Source organism: Micromonospora echinospora (assembly GCF_900091495.1).
GTDB lineage: Bacteria > Actinomycetota > Actinomycetes > Mycobacteriales > Micromonosporaceae > Micromonospora > Micromonospora echinospora.
Genome location: NZ_LT607413.1, coordinates 3,713,269 through 3,730,000 on the forward strand (window position 1 = coordinate 3,713,269; position 16,732 = coordinate 3,730,000).

18 protein-coding genes and 2 tRNA genes (1 of these 20 cut by a window edge) are annotated in these 16,732 nt (G+C 69.4%); 13 read left to right on the forward strand and 7 right to left on the reverse strand.

Going from position 1 to position 16,732, the window contains the following annotated elements:
- Nucleotides 1–44: 44 nt before the first annotated feature.
- Nucleotides 45–1,283, reverse strand: a complete 1,239-nt coding sequence (locus GA0070618_RS16905; RefSeq protein WP_088982506.1) for a S8 family peptidase — start codon at nucleotides 1,281–1,283, stop codon at nucleotides 45–47.
- Between the two features lie 452 nt (nucleotides 1,284–1,735).
- Here GA0070618_RS16905 and GA0070618_RS16910 point away from each other — a divergent pair, with 452 nt between their 5' ends.
- Nucleotides 1,736–3,232, forward strand: a complete 1,497-nt coding sequence (locus GA0070618_RS16910; protein ID WP_231931764.1) for a hypothetical protein — start codon at nucleotides 1,736–1,738, stop codon at nucleotides 3,230–3,232.
- 57 nt (nucleotides 3,233–3,289) lie between these two features.
- On the opposite strand, the gene GA0070618_RS33495 is transcribed toward GA0070618_RS16910, so the two are convergent.
- Nucleotides 3,290–3,790: a hypothetical protein gene (locus GA0070618_RS33495; protein ID WP_157748948.1), complete on the reverse strand. Its 501-nt coding sequence runs from the start codon at nucleotides 3,788–3,790 to the stop codon at nucleotides 3,290–3,292.
- A gap of 82 nt (nucleotides 3,791–3,872) precedes the next feature.
- Between GA0070618_RS33495 and GA0070618_RS16925 the strand changes: the two genes are divergently transcribed.
- A complete protein-coding gene (locus GA0070618_RS16925) occupies nucleotides 3,873–4,511 on the forward strand; it encodes a lipoprotein (protein ID WP_197701764.1) in 639 nt (212 codons plus the stop codon).
- Nucleotides 4,512–4,521: 10 nt separating this feature from the next.
- Nucleotides 4,522–5,151 carry a class I SAM-dependent methyltransferase gene (locus tag GA0070618_RS16930; RefSeq protein ID WP_088982510.1) on the forward strand — a complete coding sequence of 210 codons (630 nt, stop codon included), beginning with the start codon at nucleotides 4,522–4,524 and terminating at the stop codon, nucleotides 5,149–5,151.
- An 82-nt stretch (nucleotides 5,152–5,233) separates the two neighbouring features.
- Here the strand turns inward: GA0070618_RS16930 and GA0070618_RS16935 are convergent, their stop codons facing one another.
- On the reverse strand, nucleotides 5,234–5,530 hold the full coding sequence (locus GA0070618_RS16935; protein ID WP_231931765.1) for a CPCC family cysteine-rich protein: 297 nt from the start codon (nucleotides 5,528–5,530) through the stop codon (nucleotides 5,234–5,236).
- 785 nt (nucleotides 5,531–6,315) lie between these two features.
- Between GA0070618_RS16935 and GA0070618_RS34045 the strand changes: the two genes are divergently transcribed.
- Together GA0070618_RS34045 and GA0070618_RS16940 are read left to right on the forward strand one after the other, a co-directional pair.
- On the forward strand, nucleotides 6,316–6,462 hold the full coding sequence (locus tag GA0070618_RS34045; RefSeq protein WP_231931766.1) for a hypothetical protein: 147 nt from the start codon (nucleotides 6,316–6,318) through the stop codon (nucleotides 6,460–6,462).
- 105 nt (nucleotides 6,463–6,567) lie between these two features.
- Complete coding sequence (locus tag GA0070618_RS16940; protein ID WP_088982512.1) at nucleotides 6,568–7,173, forward strand: hypothetical protein; 606 nt, start codon at nucleotides 6,568–6,570, stop codon at nucleotides 7,171–7,173.
- Between the two features lie 422 nt (nucleotides 7,174–7,595).
- Here the strand turns inward: GA0070618_RS16940 and GA0070618_RS16945 are convergent, their stop codons facing one another.
- From GA0070618_RS16945 to GA0070618_RS16955, 3 genes are all read right to left on the reverse strand, one after another.
- Nucleotides 7,596–8,444, reverse strand: coding sequence for an alpha/beta hydrolase (locus GA0070618_RS16945; RefSeq protein WP_088982513.1), 849 nt, complete (start codon nucleotides 8,442–8,444; stop codon nucleotides 7,596–7,598).
- Nucleotides 8,445–8,704: 260 nt separating this feature from the next.
- The gene (locus GA0070618_RS16950; RefSeq protein ID WP_231931767.1) at nucleotides 8,705–9,175 is read right to left on the reverse strand and encodes an NUDIX domain-containing protein; all 471 of its coding nucleotides are present in this window, start codon (nucleotides 9,173–9,175) and stop codon (nucleotides 8,705–8,707) included.
- 24 nt (nucleotides 9,176–9,199) lie between these two features.
- The gene (locus GA0070618_RS16955) at nucleotides 9,200–10,423 is read right to left on the reverse strand and encodes a helix-turn-helix domain-containing protein (RefSeq protein ID WP_172900303.1); all 1,224 of its coding nucleotides are present in this window, start codon (nucleotides 10,421–10,423) and stop codon (nucleotides 9,200–9,202) included.
- A 350-nt stretch (nucleotides 10,424–10,773) separates the two neighbouring features.
- On the opposite strand from GA0070618_RS16955, the gene GA0070618_RS16960 reads away from it, so the two are divergent.
- Complete coding sequence (locus GA0070618_RS16960) at nucleotides 10,774–11,061, forward strand: hypothetical protein (protein WP_231931768.1); 288 nt, start codon at nucleotides 10,774–10,776, stop codon at nucleotides 11,059–11,061.
- Nucleotides 11,054–11,296, forward strand: a complete 243-nt coding sequence (locus GA0070618_RS16965; protein WP_088982515.1) for a hypothetical protein — start codon at nucleotides 11,054–11,056, stop codon at nucleotides 11,294–11,296. Before GA0070618_RS16960 ends, GA0070618_RS16965 begins: the two co-directional genes overlap by 8 nt.
- Before the next feature lie 365 nt (nucleotides 11,297–11,661).
- Here the strand turns inward: GA0070618_RS16965 and GA0070618_RS16970 are convergent.
- Nucleotides 11,662–11,735, reverse strand: a tRNA-Gly gene (locus GA0070618_RS16970).
- A 268-nt stretch (nucleotides 11,736–12,003) separates the two neighbouring features.
- Here GA0070618_RS16970 and GA0070618_RS16975 point away from each other — a divergent pair.
- The 6 genes from GA0070618_RS16975 to GA0070618_RS17000 all read left to right on the forward strand — a co-directional run.
- Nucleotides 12,004–12,077 (forward strand) — tRNA-Pro (locus GA0070618_RS16975).
- A gap of 139 nt (nucleotides 12,078–12,216) precedes the next feature.
- Nucleotides 12,217–13,569, forward strand: a complete 1,353-nt coding sequence (gene tig, locus GA0070618_RS16980) for a trigger factor (RefSeq protein ID WP_088982516.1) — start codon at nucleotides 12,217–12,219, stop codon at nucleotides 13,567–13,569.
- Between the two features lie 170 nt (nucleotides 13,570–13,739).
- Entirely contained in the window at nucleotides 13,740–14,381 is a 642-nt protein-coding gene (locus GA0070618_RS16985) for an ATP-dependent Clp protease proteolytic subunit (protein WP_088982517.1), read from the forward strand.
- A gap of 14 nt (nucleotides 14,382–14,395) precedes the next feature.
- A complete protein-coding gene (locus tag GA0070618_RS16990) occupies nucleotides 14,396–15,058 on the forward strand; it encodes an ATP-dependent Clp protease proteolytic subunit (protein ID WP_088982518.1) in 663 nt (220 codons plus the stop codon).
- A gap of 209 nt (nucleotides 15,059–15,267) precedes the next feature.
- A complete protein-coding gene (gene clpX / locus GA0070618_RS16995; RefSeq protein WP_088982519.1) occupies nucleotides 15,268–16,563 on the forward strand; it encodes an ATP-dependent Clp protease ATP-binding subunit ClpX in 1,296 nt (431 codons plus the stop codon).
- 63 nt (nucleotides 16,564–16,626) lie between these two features.
- On the forward strand, nucleotides 16,627–16,732 hold the start of the coding sequence (locus GA0070618_RS17000; RefSeq protein ID WP_088985590.1) for a carbon-nitrogen hydrolase family protein. It continues 692 nt past the right edge of the window; only the first 106 of its 798 coding nucleotides appear in the window; the start codon lies at nucleotides 16,627–16,629; its stop codon lies beyond the right edge, outside the window.

The following is a 16,732-nucleotide window of genomic DNA, read 5'->3' on the forward strand; positions in this document are numbered from 1 at the left end:
CCCCGGGGCGAGAGTCGCCTCGGGGCCGGTGGAGCGGATGTGGATCAGGAGGTGGGGGCCACGTAGAGCAGCCGGTTCGGGGAACCGGTGCCCGGGTTGCTGACCACGTTCGGGGTGGCCTGGCTGACGATGTGCGCGTGCACCTGGGCCGGGGTCCAGGACGGGTTCAGCTGGAGCACCCGGGCAGCCGCACCCGCGACGTGCGGGGAGGCCATCGAGGTGCCGCTGATGGACGAGGTGGCGGTGTCGCTGGTGGACCAGGCCGACAGGACGCCCACGCCCGGGGCGAAGATGTCGGTGCAGGTGCCGATGTTGGAGAAGGAGGCCCGCGCGTCGTTGCTCTGCGACGCGTTGACGGTCAGCGCGGTCGGCACCGAGGCCGGCGAGTAGCTGCAGGCGTTGGCGCCGTACGAGTTGCCGGAGGCCACCGCGTAGGTGACGCCGTCGGCGATCGAGTTGGCCACGGCGGTGTTCAGCGCGGTGGTGAGCCCGCCGCCGAGGCTCATGTTCGCCACCGCCGGCTGGCCCGGCTGGTGGTTCGAGGTCACCCAGTTGACGCCGGCGATGACCTGGTCCCAGGTGCCGCTGCCCTGGCAGTTCAGCACCCGGACGGCGACCAGCCGGACGTCCTTGGCGACACCGTAGGTGTTGCCGCCGACGGTGCCGGCGACGTGGGTGCCGTGGCCGTTGCAGTCGGCGGCCGGGAGTGAGCCGTCGATCGCGTCGTACCCGTCGACGGCCTGACCGCCGAAGTCGACGTGGGTGGTCCGGATCCCGGTGTCGATGATGTACGCGGTGACGCCGGCGCCGGTGCTGGAGTAGTTGTACGAGGCGCTGAGCGGCAGGTTCCGCTGGTCGATGCGGTCCAGGCCCCACGGCGGGTTGAGCTGGGTGGCCTGCGTCGTCACCGTGTGGTTCTGCTCGACGTAGTCGACCGACGGGTGCGCGGCGAGCCGCTTCGCGGCCCGCTCCGACAGCTTCACCGAGAAGCCGTTGAGCGCGTCGCCGTAGACGTGGCCCAGGCTGCCGCCGAAGCGTTCGGCGAGCGAGCTGGCGGTGCTCTTCACCGCGGCCTGGCGGGTGCCGGCGCGGCCACCGACGCTGCTGTCCTTGAGTACCACGATGTAGCTGTCGGCCACGGCCGTCGCGCCACCAGCGCTCCGGATCTCACCGACGGACGGGGCTGCCGTTGCGGGAGCGCTGGCCATGGCCGTGACCATGGCGGCGCTGGCGAGCACACCGACCGCGGCGAAGGTACGCCGGTGAGTGCGGGGGAGTGTCATCTCCCGGTCCTCCTACTGTGGTGGCCTCTCGTGGGACTCGTGGCCCACTCGAGAGGCGCTGGACGATGGGAGAATCCTAGCGTCGATATTTACAAACCTGGATCTCTGCAATGTTCACGATCTGAGGATGATATTGATTAACTTCTACACGTGAAACGTTGTCTCACGGGTCTCGGGCGCGATAGACACGACAGTTGGCCTGCGGTGCGGGCGAGCGACCGGCGACACAGCACGGAGTCGGTCACGCCGCCACCCCTGTCGGACCGACCCGGACCGCTTTGGCCCGGCCCGGGGCCGACCCTTCGGCGGGACGCCCCCGGGCCGGTCGGATCTGGCCCGACGAGCGCACGACCGACATGATCGTCGCCATGTTCCCGCGCCGCCGACGCCACCACGATCACCCTCCCGCCCACGCGGCAGCGCAGCCGGATCCGGTACCGGCAGAGGTCGCCGTGGCGATCTCCCGTGCCGCCACCGGCGGCGGGACGGACCTCGAACGCCTCCTGGGGGTACTGGCGGCCCTCGACGCCACTGGTACCCCGGAGACCGCTCGGGCCGTGCTCGGTCTGCTGGCCCGCGAACCGAGAACCGTGGCCCGGCTCGACGAACACGTCCGGCAGGACCCGTGGCACCTGCCGTACCGCTCGCCGGGCCTGGAGAAGCTGACCGCCCGGCTCGACCGGCCGGCACCCGGAGCGGTCGCCGTCGCCCTGACCAGCGCGCACGGTGACGGGCGGATCCGGGAACGTGCCGTACGGGCCATGCTCGCCGCGCCCGTCGCGGCGCTGACGCCCTTCCTGGTCCTGCGGACCGGGGACTGGGTCGCACAGGTGCGCGACCCCGCCCGTGCGGGCCTGGCGACGCTGCTGGCCGACGACCCGGCCACCTACCTGCCGGCGGCGCTGCCCACCGCGCTGCTGGTCGGGGCCCGCTCCCGAGGCGGCTTCGCGGTCACCCAGGTCACGGCCGCGTTGCTCGCCGCCCCCGCGCCGGTCCGCCGGGCGCTCAGCCGGTCCGGTCCCGCCGCGCAGCGCCGGCTCGTCTTCACCACCGGCCTGGCCCACGGCTGGCTGCACCGCGACGACCTCATGGAGGCGGCGGAGTCCGACCCGGACGTGCTCGTCCGGGCGCGGGCCGCCGAGGCCGCCTGCCGGGACGCCGTGTGGACCGGCCGGCTTCCGGCTCTGCGGCGTCTCGCCGGCAACCGCCGCCCGGCGGTACGGGCGACCGCGCTCACCGGACTGCTGCGACTCGGCCGGCTCGCCGACGTGTCGGCGCACCTCGACGACCCCGCCGACCTGGTCCGGGCCATCGCCCGGGAGGCCGCCCGACGAGACGGCATCGACGCGCCGGCGCACTACCGGCGGGCCGTCACCGGGGACGCGCCGACCCCCGGGGCGGTCGCCGGATTCGCCGAGACCGCCCCGTCGACCGACGCGGTGCTGCTGCACCCGCTGGTCACCCACCCGGCCGCGCCGATCCGAGCCGCCGCCGTACGGGGCCTGCGGCTCCTCGCCGCCGTCGACACGTCCCTGGTTGCCCCGCTGCTGCACGACCCCGCCCCGGCCGTCGTCCGGGAGGCCGCCACCGCGCTCCGGCCTCTCACCGGTGCCCTGCCCCCCACGCTGCCCTGGGAACTGCTCGCGGACCCACGGGTGGAACGCCGCCGCGCCGGCTACCGCCTGCTCGGCACCCGGGACGTGCCGGCGAGGCTGCGCGCCGGAATGCTGCTGGCCCTCGATCCCGATCCGGGACTGGCCCGGCGGGGGCGCGCGGACGTCGTCCGGCTGGCCCGTGAGGCCGGCCGCCCAGACCGGCGGCGCACCTCGACGCCCGTGCCGACCGGCACCGCCGCCGAGCGCGACGACCTCGTCCGGCTTGCCCGGCGCGCCGCCCCCGTCCTCGGCGACGAGTGTGTCGACCTGCTCACCGGGTGGCTCCGCAGGTGACCGCCACACCCGTCGCCGACCACGGTGTGGGCAGATCGGCGTACCGCGGTGGCGCCGTCAGAAGTTGACCTCCACTCCCGCCTTCTTGCAGGCGGCGGCGAGGTCCGTGCCGGCCTTCTCGAAGGCCGGGTTGTCGGCGGCCGACGCCGGGTCCGCCGCCTTCGCCGCCTTGGCGGCCTCCGAGGTGAACGCCTGGATGGCGGTGGTGACCGCAGTGTCGCCCCCGGTGGCGGCCAGCGCCGTCAACTTGCTCTCCAGCTCGGTGAGGACCTTCCGGAACGCTTCCGGCGCCGCCGCCGGGTCGGCCTGGAGAGCGGTGACGACCGAGGCCTTCATGTCGTTCCCGGCCTTCTTGACGGACTCGCAGAGTTCCTTGTCGCTCGCGCCGCCCGCCGGGGCCGACGGTGCGGGTGCCGAGGAGGCGGAGGCGGCCGGTGCGGAGGTAGCAGAGGAGGGGGAGGGGGCGGACTCGGCCGTGGTGTCGTCCCCGCCACCGCAACCGGCGAGCGTCAGGGAGGCACAGATCAACACAGCGGAGACAACGCGGAATGACTTCACGGGCGCGGACGCTAGCCGAAGCCCGCCCGATGTTCAAAGTGGTTGCTGCGTCCAGCGATGCGGCCCGTAGACTCCCGGATCCGTGACAATCCGAACGTACGGTGGCCGGACCGTGTCCGTCGTCGCCCTGGTCGCCGCGACACTCGCCCTGACCGGCTGCGGGCAGGACGACGCGGCGGACCCGAAGGCCGCGCCGGGCACGACGGCGCAGTCCACGAACCCACCCGCGGTGCCGGAGGGAGCTCGCGTCGGTGCGCCGGGCAGCGCCTGCGACATGCCCGTCACCTTCGCGCTCGCGGAGTCGTGGAAGCCGAAGGCGGTCACCGTCGCGCCGGACAATCCACTGGCGGAACTCGCGCGCCGAGGCCCGCTCACGATGGTGTGCGAGATCGACGCCAAGCCCGCCGGCAACATCGGCTTCCTGCGGGTGTGGACCGGAGAGGGGGACAGGCTGCGGCCGAGCCTGGAAGCCTTCATCGGTGCGGACGCCCACGAGCCGACCTACACCGAACTGCGAGTCGGCGACCGCCCCGCGCTGGAGGTCGCCTACCAGGAGAAGAGCCAGCTCGACGACACGATGGAACCGGAACGGGTGTTCGCCGTCCAGACCCCGCAGGGCATCGTCGCCGTCTCCCTCGACAGCTTCGGCAGCGACGAGCACACGGCCATGCTGCCCGCCTACGAGCTCGCGAAGAGCAGCCTGCGGCACCGGGACTCGTAGCGTCCCCGGGATGGGCAACGACGACGAACGTGACCTGGTCCGACGCGGGTACGACGCACTCTCCCACCACTACCGGTCGGACGACGCCGATGACGGTCAGTACGCCCCCTGGCTCGCCGACCTGCACCGACGCCTACCGGCCTCGGCGGCGGTCCTCGACCTCGGGTGCGGCTGCGGTGTGCCGGTAGCTCGCTTCCTCGCCGCCGCCGGGCACCGCGTCACCGGCGTCGACATCAGCGACGTCCAGGTCGAGCGGGCACGCCGTCTGGTGCCCACCGGCACGTTCCTGCGCGCGGACGCCACCCGGCTCGACCTGCCGCCGGCCTCGTTCGACGCCGTGGTCTGCCTCTACTCCCTCATCCACATGCCCCTGGCCGACCAACCACAGCTCATCGCCCGGATCGCCACCTGGCTGCGCCCAGGAGGCTGGCTGCTGGCCACCGTCGGCAACACCGCCTGGACCGGCACCGAGGACAACTGGCTCGACGGCCCCGCCACCATGTGGTGGAGTCACGCCGACGCCTCCACCTACCGCTCATGGTTGCGACAGGCGAAATTGACGATCACCACGGAGGACTTCGTCCCGGAAGGGTCCAGCGGACATGCTCTCTTCTGGGCTCAGCGCCCACAGCAGAGCTGACCTGGTCCCTGGACGGGCGGCCTATGGGGCCACTGTTCGCGTATCCGGGCGCTCGCCGGCCAGGAGGTCCGGCCGAGGTCCGTCAGGGGTGTTCGTCAGGCCTGGGCGGTCGCACGTGCTTGAGGTCCTTCGGGTCGCTGGCCCCGTACTTGGCGAAGTTGCGGCGGGCGTCGAGCAGGCTGAGGTTCCGGTTCGGTCCACCTCGTACGTGCGCGGCGTCGTGGTCGTCCTGGCCGTCGTCCTCCCAGAAGCACACGTCGCAGATCTCGTAGCCGCCGCGCTCGCCCAGGGTCAGGTAGCCGCAGCACGGGCACGCGCACGCGGCGTCTTGCGGCCCTCGGCTGACGTCGGCGACCGGTCGTTGACGGCTCGGGGTCACGCCGGCAGCCTGCCACATCGATCGTCAGGGGTGCGTCCGGCTTCGGCCCAGAGCAGGTCGGCTGTGACAGGTCGTGAACCGTGATCGGGCCGGGCCTGTTCCCGCTGTGGAGCTGGTCGCGCTCCATCAGCTCTCAGGATTGGGAGCCCCACCGGCGCATCACCACGCAGAGCCGTACGCCGAAGCAGCGCCAGCCGGCACGGAAGGCGGCCTCGGACGGCACGCCGCGCGCCATTGGCGCGTGGATGGCATGCAAGATTAAAAGGTTGAGACGAGAACGGCCCAGGCTCGACGACAATGCCGCTGACCTGGGCCGAAGGATGTGGAGCGGGCGACGGGAGTTGAACCCGCACCGTCAGTTTGGAAGATCGTTCTCGGCTGTCGTGATCTGTCCGGTACGCCTGGTCAGCGGTGGTGCCGTGCTGCCCGATCATGACCGGTGGTGACCCTCCGGGACACCGGCTACTGGCACGTGGCTGGCACGGCGGCCCGGTGGGCGCGCGGCTGTCCGGCGGCGTACGGCTCACCGCCCCCGGCCTCCCGGGCCGGGGGCGGCTTGCCGTGTCGCCGGCTCCCCGCGTGCCCTGGCCTCGGTACCCGGTGGCAAGCCGCGAAGCGGCGCGGCAGCCGATCGCCCTGACCTCGACGGTGACCAGCCCTTCCGCGATCGTTCTATCGGCCCGATCGAGTCTTGGTCCCGACACCGTCAACGCCTGCCTTCCGATACGGTCCGCGAGGTGAATCCTCTATCGCGGCGAGCATCTAGCATCCGCACGCTCGGGAACGTGGCCCTGGTCGCCGGCCTCCTCGTCTCGGCTATCACGCTGTCGACGGACATCGGGCCGACCGAGCCGCACATCATGGCGGGTTTCCTCGTTGCGACAGGGATCGGGCTGCGCATCGAATCCGCTATCCGCGATCCTCGGGCGTGACGACCTGAGCCAGGGCGTTGCACGCTGTCTTGTCGGACAGCGCTGGCGTCTGCCGGTCTTGGCTGCACGGTCGGCGGGCGCGGTCAGGAGCCCTAGGCTGATGCCATGTCGGCGGAGCGCGAAGTAATTGATCTGGACGAGCACGATTACGAGCCGGCGGCGTCGGGTGGCGCCACCCCTGACGGCCTGATGGTCAGATGGAAGATGAATGTACGGCTCGTCGCTGCGTTCGTGGTCGGTGTTGTGCTTGGCGGTGTCGGTGTCGGCGAGCTACGAGACTCGCGGGAGGAGCGGGAGCGGAACGCTTCGGTTTCACTCGTGGCCTTTCCTGCATCCACCAGGAGCGCGAGTTCGGACGTCACGGGCGTCCTCCAGATGAATAGCCAACTGGCAGTAATCAACGCTGGCCCCGCCCCGATCACGGTTCGTGCGGCTACCGGTCAACGACCCGGCGTCCGGCTCCATGACATCGGTAAGTCTCGGCTGCTACGCCCCGGCGGTACTGGCTGGATCGATGTCAGGCTGCGCATCGAGTGCTCTGTCGCGTTCGCGAGCGAGCCGTTGTCGCTGCGGTTCTCGGTCGAGACCGCCGACCAACAGGTCACAGAGACCAGCTACCCCGTCGCCCTAGTGGGAAGTACCTGGCACCAGGACGCGGAGCAGCCATGCGCGCACCTCGCTGACTTGGCGAAGCGTGGCGGCCAACGATAAAGCGGATCTCCTCGTCGGGCAGTCGTAGACCGTCCGGGGATGCTGGTAGCCCTTATGGCGCCCGATGAGGTAATCCGCTCCCGGCCGATCTCCGAGGAGAGGCGGGGTTCGGGGCGGTGCCCCGAGGTCTTCAAGGTCTTGTGTCCGCTCAGCGTGGCCGGTCGGCCCGGCCGATGCCGGCCGGAGGCCGCCAGCCGGCCGGGACCGGGCCGGCGCGGCCCGCTTGCGGGCCGCCTTGATCCGAAAGAGAGCGTTTCGGCAGTTGCCAGGTCACATCCGGCGTCGTGTCCCGGCTGATGCTTTACACCAGCGTCCCAGCTGGTGCTTTACGCGGTCGACCGTCTCGCCCGAGGGCCGTTAACGTTCGGTGATCGCGGTTACCACCCGGATCGCGGATGAGCGTGGGTGCGAGCGTCTCTTGCTCAGGTGCCGGTGGGTCGCCACAGCCAGCGCAGCGCGTCCGGCAGGAGGACGCCGCCGTGGTTAGGGCTGTGGCCGCCATCGCCGAGCACGAGCCGGAAGTCATAGCCGGCTTCGGCCAGAGCTGCGGCGACGCGCAGGTTGTTGGCGAGCCAGTTCCGTTGCGGCTCGTTCCAATGCAGATCTCGGTGACCTGCCTGCATGAAGATGCGTAGCGGCTTGCGGGCAACGCTGGGGATCATCTCAGGGTAGGGGTTTCCGTCGGGCATCTGCACGAAGCTGGACAGGCAGCACATCACGCGACGGAACTTGTCTGGGCGGAGCCACGCGGCAGTGAATGCGCCGTTGCCGCCGCTGCTGCCTCCACAGATGCCCCACTGGTCCGCGTCATCGGTGATCGAGTAGCGCTGCATGACATGCGGGATGATCTCGGCCAACAGGAAAGTGGCTAGGCGATCGTCGGACGCATCGTACTCGACGTTGCGGTTCTTGGGGTTCTCGGTGCCTGCAAGGATGCCGGGGGCGACGAACAGGCCGATGGTGACCGGGATGTCACCGCGGTGGATGAGGTTGTCCAGGACTATCGCGCCCCGGACTTCTCCCTCCGGATCGAGGTACCACCGTCCGTCTAGGAACACGATCAGCGACGCGGGCTCCGACGGGTCGTATTGAGCGGGCAGGTGGACCCAGAACTTCCGAGAGGTGCCCGGATAGACGGCGCTGTGGTCCCAGCCGAACTCGATGGTCTGACCAACGGGCACGTCCGGCTGCCGGTACGAATCTGGGCCGTGGGCATAGCGAACGTCCGACTGGTCTACGGGAAGGGAATGGAACGGCACCACTAGGGTCACTCGGGCACGCTATGCGCCGTCGTTCCGACCGGGCAACGAGGTTTCACATCCGCTCATCGGCTGAGCCATGAGCGGGCACCAGCGATGACCGCCCCGTCACTTAACGTGATGATCTAACTCTCGCTCTGGGCTTGAAGCAAGGGGGCAGGTGGAGCCGAAACCTAAAGCATCTTGGAGCCGGAATTGGCAAAATGGGTGCTTGGCGGCTAGCGCTAGGCTTTTAAGATCCCTAGAGTTTCAGGTGCCGCGTGTCGACGTGGTTATTCGGTAGCAATGCCGTGCTCTGCGTAGGCGGCTTTGCGTTGCTCGCTCGCTATAACGGCTGTGCGTACGCGCCGGGCGAGTCGGTGTGGCACGAAGTTCTCTAGGTCTTCGGTGGATACGTAGCGCCATTCTCTCAGTTCCCCGTCCGAGAAGCAGATATCCTGCTCTCGAACGGTGGCGGCAGTGTTAGCGTCAAAGATGAATAGCAGCTTGTCGCCCTCGTGCTCAGCCGGTGCCCAATCGACAACCAGCATCTGGCCGACCTCGATCTTGAAACCCAACTCCTCTTCGATTTCCCTGTTGCATGCGCTACGGGGAGATTCGCCAGGCTCGACGTAGCCGCCGGGAATCTCCCAGTGTTCTTTATACGTGGGGCGAACGAGGAGTACCCTGCCTTCCCCGTCCAGAAAGAGGGCACCCGATGCGACGCGTGGGGTTGCCATGGGAGGCATCTTGTTGGCCGTCACCAGGGCAGCGTAGCGACGGCTGGGTCAGTCGAGCACCTTGAGCCGGCGAGCCAGCCCGACGAGTTGGGTGGAGGGCTTGCCGCGTTGGCGGCGGATCCAGGTGAGGGCGAGTTGTCGGCTGAGGAAGTGGTGGTGTACCTGTTCGGGAGCCATCCGTTCGGCGTCGAACAGGACGGCTTGCGCGGCGTCGACCCGGTTCCAAGAGCTGTAGGCGCGGGCGACTTCGAGGGCGTGCCGTACGCGGCGTTCCATGGGTAGGGCGGTGGTGTCGACGCGGGGGCCGAGGTCGATGGCGACTTGGAGGTCGCCGAGTTCGGCGGCGGTGGCTACCCGGTGGATGGCGACGTTGGTCGGGCCGAACGCGGTCCAGAGGTGGTTGGCGTCCTCGCCGAGCCGCGTAGCCGCCGTGTCGGCTTCGGCGAGGAAGGCGCGGGTGGTGCCGGGGTCGTTGGCGCGGGCGGCTGCCATCGCGCCGGACAGGAAGAGCGTCCCGTAGACGGAGAGCAGGGCCGGCGTCGGCTGGGCGAGGTGGGGTTGCAGGAAGGCGGCGGCGTCCTTTGTGAGGCGTACGGCTTCGGTGTAGCGGCCGGTGGAGTGCAGGGCGTGGCCGACGGACCGGAAAAGGGAGCCAGTGGCGACCGGGTCGCCGGTGGGGCGTACGGCGGCGAGGCCGCGGTCTGCTGCCAACCACGCGAGGTCGGTTTCGCCGAGCTTGGTGAGCTGGGTGGCGGCGAGTTGGTACGTCAGGCCGATTAGCCGGCGGGCGTGGTCCTGGTCCTCGCCGCCGTGGCCGTCTGCGGCGGCTTGGGCGCGGCGCAGTAGTTCGGGGAGGCGTCCGGTGACGTACCCGAATCGGGAGTTTTGGTAGGCCGTCCACAGCTCGCCTACCTCTTGCCGGAGTGCGGCGGTGGTGGGTGGGTCGGTGTCGTGGCGGCCGGGCAGTGGCGTGATGGCGTGGTAGCTCATCAGGGCGGCGCGAAGAGCGGGGACGGTGGCGGTGCCGCTCTCGGCGGTCCAGTCGAGGACGGTGGGTTCGCCGAGCAGGTCGCCGAGGGATACGTCGAGGACGTCGGCGAGGGACTTGATGACGCTGAGCCGGTCGAGTTCGATGCGGTTGTTCTCGACTTTGCCCAGCCAGTCGGCGGTACGGCCGATAAGCCCGGCAAGGACTTCCTGGGAGAGCCCTCGTCGCCTGCGGTACCAGGCGACGCGTTCCCCGATGGTGAGGCTGTTGCCCATTCCGCGCATGGGTTCACTGTCTCCCCTCGGTGCATCACGACCCCGGAAGGATTTTCCGGGTTGTTGACCAGGTTGTGTCACAGCCTGTTGTCATGACGGGGCTCAACGTGTCGACCAGGTGCCGATCCTGCTCAGGTGGGGGCTGGAAGTACAGCTCGAACCGGAGCGAGGTGCGTTCGATCGGGCATGGCTCCCAGCGCACACGTCTGCTGATGCGGCGCTCCTGTGTGGAGTGTGCGGGGTCCGGTCGCATGGCGGATCGCTGAGGCTGGCCCGGGGTGGGTGCTGGCGTGGGGCCGAGACCCGAACAGCGCTCCGTGAAAGGCCCGCCCGCCCCGGCGCCCCAGCCTCGATCAGCCGTGTCCGGTCCGCATCTGCCCAAGCCGGGAGACCTGGTCGCCCTCGACGGGCGGGCGTCACCGCAGTTCGGCGGGAATCGTGCGCTGCTGCTGCGGATCGCCTCGGTGGCGAACGCGCTGACGACCGACGACTGGGTCTGGCTGACGGGCTACGTCATCGATGCCCTGGGCGATGCGGTGGCGAAGCGGGAGGTGTTCGTCCACCGGGCCGGCATTCGTCCCGCCCCGCCGCCGCTGACCCGAGCGGCGCGGAAGACCGCACGAGCGAAGGGAACGAGCCGTGTATGACATCCGGGTACGCCTCGGCGAGGAGCTGCGCATCGACGCGGCCGATCGGAACTGGCCGGAAGACGGACCGGTCACCCTGCGGGTAACCGGCGTCCGGCTGGTGGGCAACCGTCCGCAGGGTGACGGCTGGGTCTGGCTGGAAGGCACGAGGGCCACGCCTGACGACCCCGACGGCCTGCGCACTCAGATCCTCGTACGAGCTGCCTTCCTGGCCGGCGAAGGCCCACAGCAGTGAGCATCTACCTGACCGGGGCAGTGCGCGACCAACTCCAAGCGGCGCAGTACCAGCTTGACCGGCACACGCCGAGCATCCGGGACGGGTGCTGCGTCCGCTGTGGCGAGGATGGTCCCTGTGCTCAGCGGCGGGCGGCGCTACGGGTCTTCGGGCGCTACGGCCGTTTGCCGCGCCGCTGGCTGGCAGCGTCCCGGCCGGAACTCATCAGACGACGATTGCCTGGTACGGATGGCAACTCAGAGTGATCTCCGAGTAGCTGTTGATCAGTGCGCCTGACGTGACGAATTGGTCGAGCAGACAGCAGGAAAGCGGGGACGAGAACCCCTGGCCTCGACGAGGACGCCGTTGAACTGGGCCGGAGAGTGTGGAGCGGGCGACGGGAATCGAACCCGCACCGTCAGTTTGGAAGACTGAAGCTCTGCCATTGAGCTACGCCCGCGTGTTCCCGGTTGCCCGGGACGCGCCGACAGCCTACCGCGTACGCCGACGCGCCGCGCAGCGGCATTCCGTCTCCGCCCGGACGTCGTCACCGGAGGGGTCCCCGTCCAGCCGGCGGAGCCCACCGGCCACACCTCGCAGTCCGCTCCGCGGTCCCTGCCGGCGGGCGGCTTCCGGAGCGGCCCGGGAGGAATTTGTCGGAATCTGTCGCCGAGTGCCCCGCCCGGACGCCCCCGCCCCGCGCCGACGGCATACACTTCTGGTCGCCACGGGGTGTGGCGCAGCTTGGTAGCGCACTCGCTTTGGGAGCGAGGGGCCGTGGGTTCAAATCCCGCCACCCCGACTGTCGTCGCGGCCGGGCCGCCGGAGGGCGGTCGTCGCGGTACCTGGGCGGCTGCCGGAGCGTCCGGCCGGCTCGCCTACACTCGATGGGCTGAATCACGCCCAGACTCAAAACCGAGATCCGTTCAAGGAGTACGCCTGTGAAGAGCACCGTCGAGACTCTGAGCCCGACGCGCGTGCGGCTCGCCATCGAGGTGCCGTTCGTCGAGCTCGAGCCGAGCCTCAAGAAGGCGTACCGGGAGATCGGCCAGCAGGTCCAGGTTCCCGGCTTCCGCCGGGGCAAGGTTCCGGCCGCGGTGATCGACCAGCGGGTCGGCCGGGGCGCCGTCCTCAACGAGGCGGTGCAGGAGGCGATCCCGCAGAACATCCTCGCCGCCGTCCGCGAGCACGACCTGAAGACGCTGGGTCGCCCCGAGGTGGAGATCACCGAGTTCAACGACGGTGACAGCCTCAACTTCACTGCCGAGGTCGACGTCCGGCCGGAGCTCACCCTGCCCGACCCGGCCACCATCGAGGTGACCGTCGACGAGCTCCAGATCGACGACAGCGAGATCGACGAGCAGGTCAAGAGCCTGCGCGAGCGGTTCGCCACGCTCAAGACCGTCGAGCGCGCCGCCCAGGAGGGCGACTTCGTCCAGATCGACCTGAACGCCACCGTCGACGGCGAGGACGTGCCGGGTGGCTCGGCGACCAACCTCTCCCACGAGGTCGGCAGTAAGCAGCTCCTCCCGGGGCTGGACGAGGCCGTCGTCGGCCTCGCCGCCAACGAGAGCGCCACCTTCACCACCCAGCTCGTCGGCGGCGACTTCGCCGGCAAGGACGCCGAGGTGGCGGTGACCGTCCGCACGGTCAAGGAGAAGGAGCTGCCCGAGCTGAACGACGAGTTCGCCCAGATGGCGAGCGAGTTCGACACGCTCGAGGAGCTTCGTGGCGACGTGCGTGAGCGGATCACCAAGGGCAAGCGGGTCGAGCAGATCTACGCCGCCCGGGACAAGGCCCTCGAGCAGCTCGTCGCCGCCGCCGAGGTGCCGGCGCCGGAGGGTGTCGTCAGCGAGGAGGTCGCCAGCCGCAAGCAGGCGATGGTCGACCAGCTCGAGCGGATCGGCGCCTCGCTGGAGGAGTACCTCGCGGCCGAGGAGAAGACCGAGGAGCAGCTCGACGAGGAGCTGAAGACGGCGGCGACCGAGGGCGTCAAGATCCAGCTCCTGCTGGACACCCTGGCCGACGCCGACGACGTCCAGGTCTCCGACGACGAGTTCGGCCACGAGATCGTCCACCGGGCGCAGCGCGCCGGGATGCCGCCCCAGCAGTACTACGACCAGCTGGTCCGCTCGGGCGCGGCGGCGGCCGTCTTCGGTGACGTCCGGCGCGGCAAGGCGCTGGCCTCGGTGATGGAGCGCGTCACGATCAAGGACGCGGCCGGCAACGCCGTCACCCTGGACGCCCTGAAGGCCGAGGGTGACGAGGCGCACGACCACGACCACGAGCACTGATCGCGGGGTCGGCCGCCGTCCGCCGTTCACGGCGTTCGGCGGCCGAAACCCTTTTCCGGGTACGGATCCCGGGCAGCTGCGCTGAGAGCGAAAAGCACCCTGACCGGGAGTCTGTCACCCGGTGGAGCGGTTAGTGTCGGGTAAGACGGTACGGAGAGCGAAGGGCTGCCATGACCGACAAGCACATCCCAGCGATGCCGCTCCGGGCGATCGAAGCCCGCGGTGGCGATCCCCTTGGCAACCTCGACGACTCGGTCTACAACCGGTTGCTCAAGGAGCGCATCATCTTCCTGGGCAGCGAGGTGACCGACCAGGTCGCCAACCGCATCTGCGCCCAGCTGCTCCTGCTCGCGGCGGAGGACCCGCACCGCGACATCAACCTCTGGATCAACTCGCCGGGTGGCTCGGTCTACTCCGGCATGGCGATCTACGACACCATGCAGTTCATCGACAACGACGTGTCGACGGTGGCGATGGGCATGGCGGCCTCCATGGGCCAGCTGCTGCTCTGCGCCGGCACCAAGGGCAAGCGGTACGCCCTGCCCCACGCGCGGATCATGATGCACCAGCCGTCCGGTGGCATGGGTGGTACGGCCTCCGACATCGCCATCCAGGCGGAGCAGATGCTCTACACGAAGCGGATGTTCCAGGAGCGGGTCGCCTTCCACACCGGGCAGGAGCACGCGCAGATCGAGGCCGACTCGGACCGCGACCGCTGGTTCACCGCCCAGGAGGCCATGGACTACGGCTTCATCGACAAGGTGATCACCGGAGCCACCCAGGTTCCGGAAGGCGCCGGGACCCTGAGCTGATCGAGGAGCTGACGATGACCGACCTGAGTCTGCCGCCGCGTTTCGCGCCGGTGCACAACCGCTACGTTTTGCCGTCGTTCGTCGAGCGCACCTCGTACGGGGTGAAGGAGTCGAACCCGTACAACAAGCTCTTCGAGGACCGGATCATCTTCCTCGGCGTGCAGGTCGACGACGCGTCGGCCAACGACGTGATGGCGCAGCTGCTGACGCTCGAGGGCACCGACCCGGACCGCGACATCATCATGTACATCAACTCGCCGGGTGGCTCGTTCACCGCCATGACGGCGATCTACGACACCATGCAGTACGTCCGGCCGGACATCCAGACGGTCTGCCTCGGCCAGGCGGCGAGCGCCGCCTCGGTGCTGCTCGCGGCCGGTACGCCGGGCAAGCGGATGGCCCTGCCGAACTCGCGGATCATCATGCACCAGCCGGCCACCGAGGGCGGCTATGGGCAGGGCTCGGACATCGAGATCCAGGCCCGGGAGATCCTCCGGATGCGGACGCAGCTGGAGGAGATGTACTCCAAGCACTGCAACCAGCCGGTGGAGAAGGTCCGCAAGGACATCGACCGGGACAAGATCATGACGGCGGAGGAGGCCCGCGAGTACGGCGTGGTCGACACCATCCTTACCAGCCGTAAGAAGGGTCTGCTGGCCGCCAACGCCGCCAGCTGAACAGTTGGGATCGGAGGTCGGCCCGGGGGCGTGCTCCCGGCCGGCCTCTGACACACCCGTTTTGGGGGTCGGAGAAACCCCCGGCAGCGGGTAACGTCGGGTCTGTGCCCCTTCGCCGGGTCGGACCGGCGGGTGAAGACACGGACACGGGGATCAACGTCCTCAAGCCAGGGCCGGCGTTCCGGCCGACGAGTGCAGGGAGAACGTAGGTGGCACGGATCGGTGACGGCGGCGACCTACTGAAGTGCTCCTTCTGTGGCAAGTCGCAGAAGCAGGTCAAGAAGCTCATCGCGGGCCCAGGGGTCTACATCTGCGACGAGTGCATCGACCTCTGTAACGAGATCATCGAAGAGGAGTTGGCCGAGTCCGGCGAGGTGAAGTGGGAAGAGCTTCCCAAGCCGATGGAGATCTGCCAGTTCCTCGACAACTACGTCGTCGGTCAGGATCAGGCCAAGAAGGCCCTGGCGGTCGCGGTCTACAACCACTACAAGCGGATCCAGGCCGAGGCGGCCGGTGCGCCGGGATCCGGCAGTGACGCCGTCGAACTGGCGAAGTCCAACATCCTGCTCATCGGTCCGACCGGCTGCGGCAAGACCCACCTCGCGCAGACCCTGGCCCGGATGCTCAACGTCCCGTTCGCCATCGCCGACGCCACCGCGCTGACCGAGGCCGGGTACGTCGGCGAGGACGTGGAGAACATCCTCCTCAAGCTGATCCAGGCCGCCGACTACGACATCAAGCGCGCCGAGACGGGCATCATCTACATCGACGAGGTCGACAAGATCGCCCGCAAGTCCGAGAACCCCTCGATCACCCGGGACGTCTCCGGTGAGGGCGTCCAGCAGGCGCTGCTCAAGATCCTGGAGGGCACGGTGGCCAACGTGCCGCCGCAGGGTGGTCGGAAACACCCCCACCAGGAGTTCATCCAGATCGACACCACCAACGTGCTCTTCATCTGTGGTGGTGCCTTCGCCGGCCTCGACCAGATCATCGAGGCCCGCACCGGGCAGGGCGGCACCGGGTTCGGTGCCCGGCTCCGGGCGGTCTCCGAGCGTTCGACCGACGACATCTTCGGTCAGGTCATGCCGGAGGACATGCTCAAGTTCGGGCTGATCCCCGAGTTCGTCGGCCGGCTGCCCGTGATCACCAACGTCCGCAGCCTGGACCGCCAGGCCCTGGTCCAGATCCTCACCGAGCCACGCAACGCCCTGGTCCGGCAGTACCAGCGCCTCTTCGAGCTCGACGGGGTCGAGTTGGAGTTCGACGAGCCGGCCCTGGAGGCGATCGCCGACCAGGCGATGCTCCGAGGCACGGGCGCCCGTGGACTCCGGGCCATCATCGAGGAGGTCCTGCTCTCCGCGATGTACGAGGTGCCGAGCAATCCGGACGCCGCGCGGGTGCTGATCACCCGTGAGGTGGTCCTGGAGAATGTCAACCCGACGATCGTGCCGCGCGAGTTCACCGGCCGGCGGGCCCGTCGGGAGCGCGAGGAGAAGTCCGCCTGACCGCGGCGTGTGGTCCGGGTACGGGACAGCGCGTACCCGGACCACGCGCTTAGTCTGGTGCGCATGCGTGTCGCCGTCTGTCAGCTGAACGCCCGCGAGGACCGTAACGCCAACCTCGCGACGGCCGAACGTCTCCTGGTCCGCGCCGCCGAAGCCGGCGCCGACCTCG

What these genes read in the sequence shown, in the direction of transcription:
- GA0070618_RS16985 (WP_088982517.1), top strand. Translation starts at nt 13,740, where the DNA reads ATGACCGACAAGCACATCCCAGCGATGCCGCTCCGGGCGATCGAAGCC.
- GA0070618_RS16930 (WP_088982510.1), top strand. Translation starts at nt 4,522, where the DNA reads ATGGGCAACGACGACGAACGTGACCTGGTCCGACGCGGGTACGACGCA.
- GA0070618_RS16940 (WP_088982512.1), top strand. Translation starts at nt 6,568, where the DNA reads ATGTCGGCGGAGCGCGAAGTAATTGATCTGGACGAGCACGATTACGAG.
- GA0070618_RS16905 (WP_088982506.1), bottom strand. Translation starts at nt 1,283, where the DNA reads ATGACACTCCCCCGCACTCACCGGCGTACCTTCGCCGCGGTCGGTGTG.
- GA0070618_RS16990 (WP_088982518.1), top strand. Translation starts at nt 14,396, where the DNA reads ATGACCGACCTGAGTCTGCCGCCGCGTTTCGCGCCGGTGCACAACCGC.
- GA0070618_RS16955 (WP_172900303.1), bottom strand. Translation starts at nt 10,423, where the DNA reads ATGCGCGGAATGGGCAACAGCCTCACCATCGGGGAACGCGTCGCCTGG.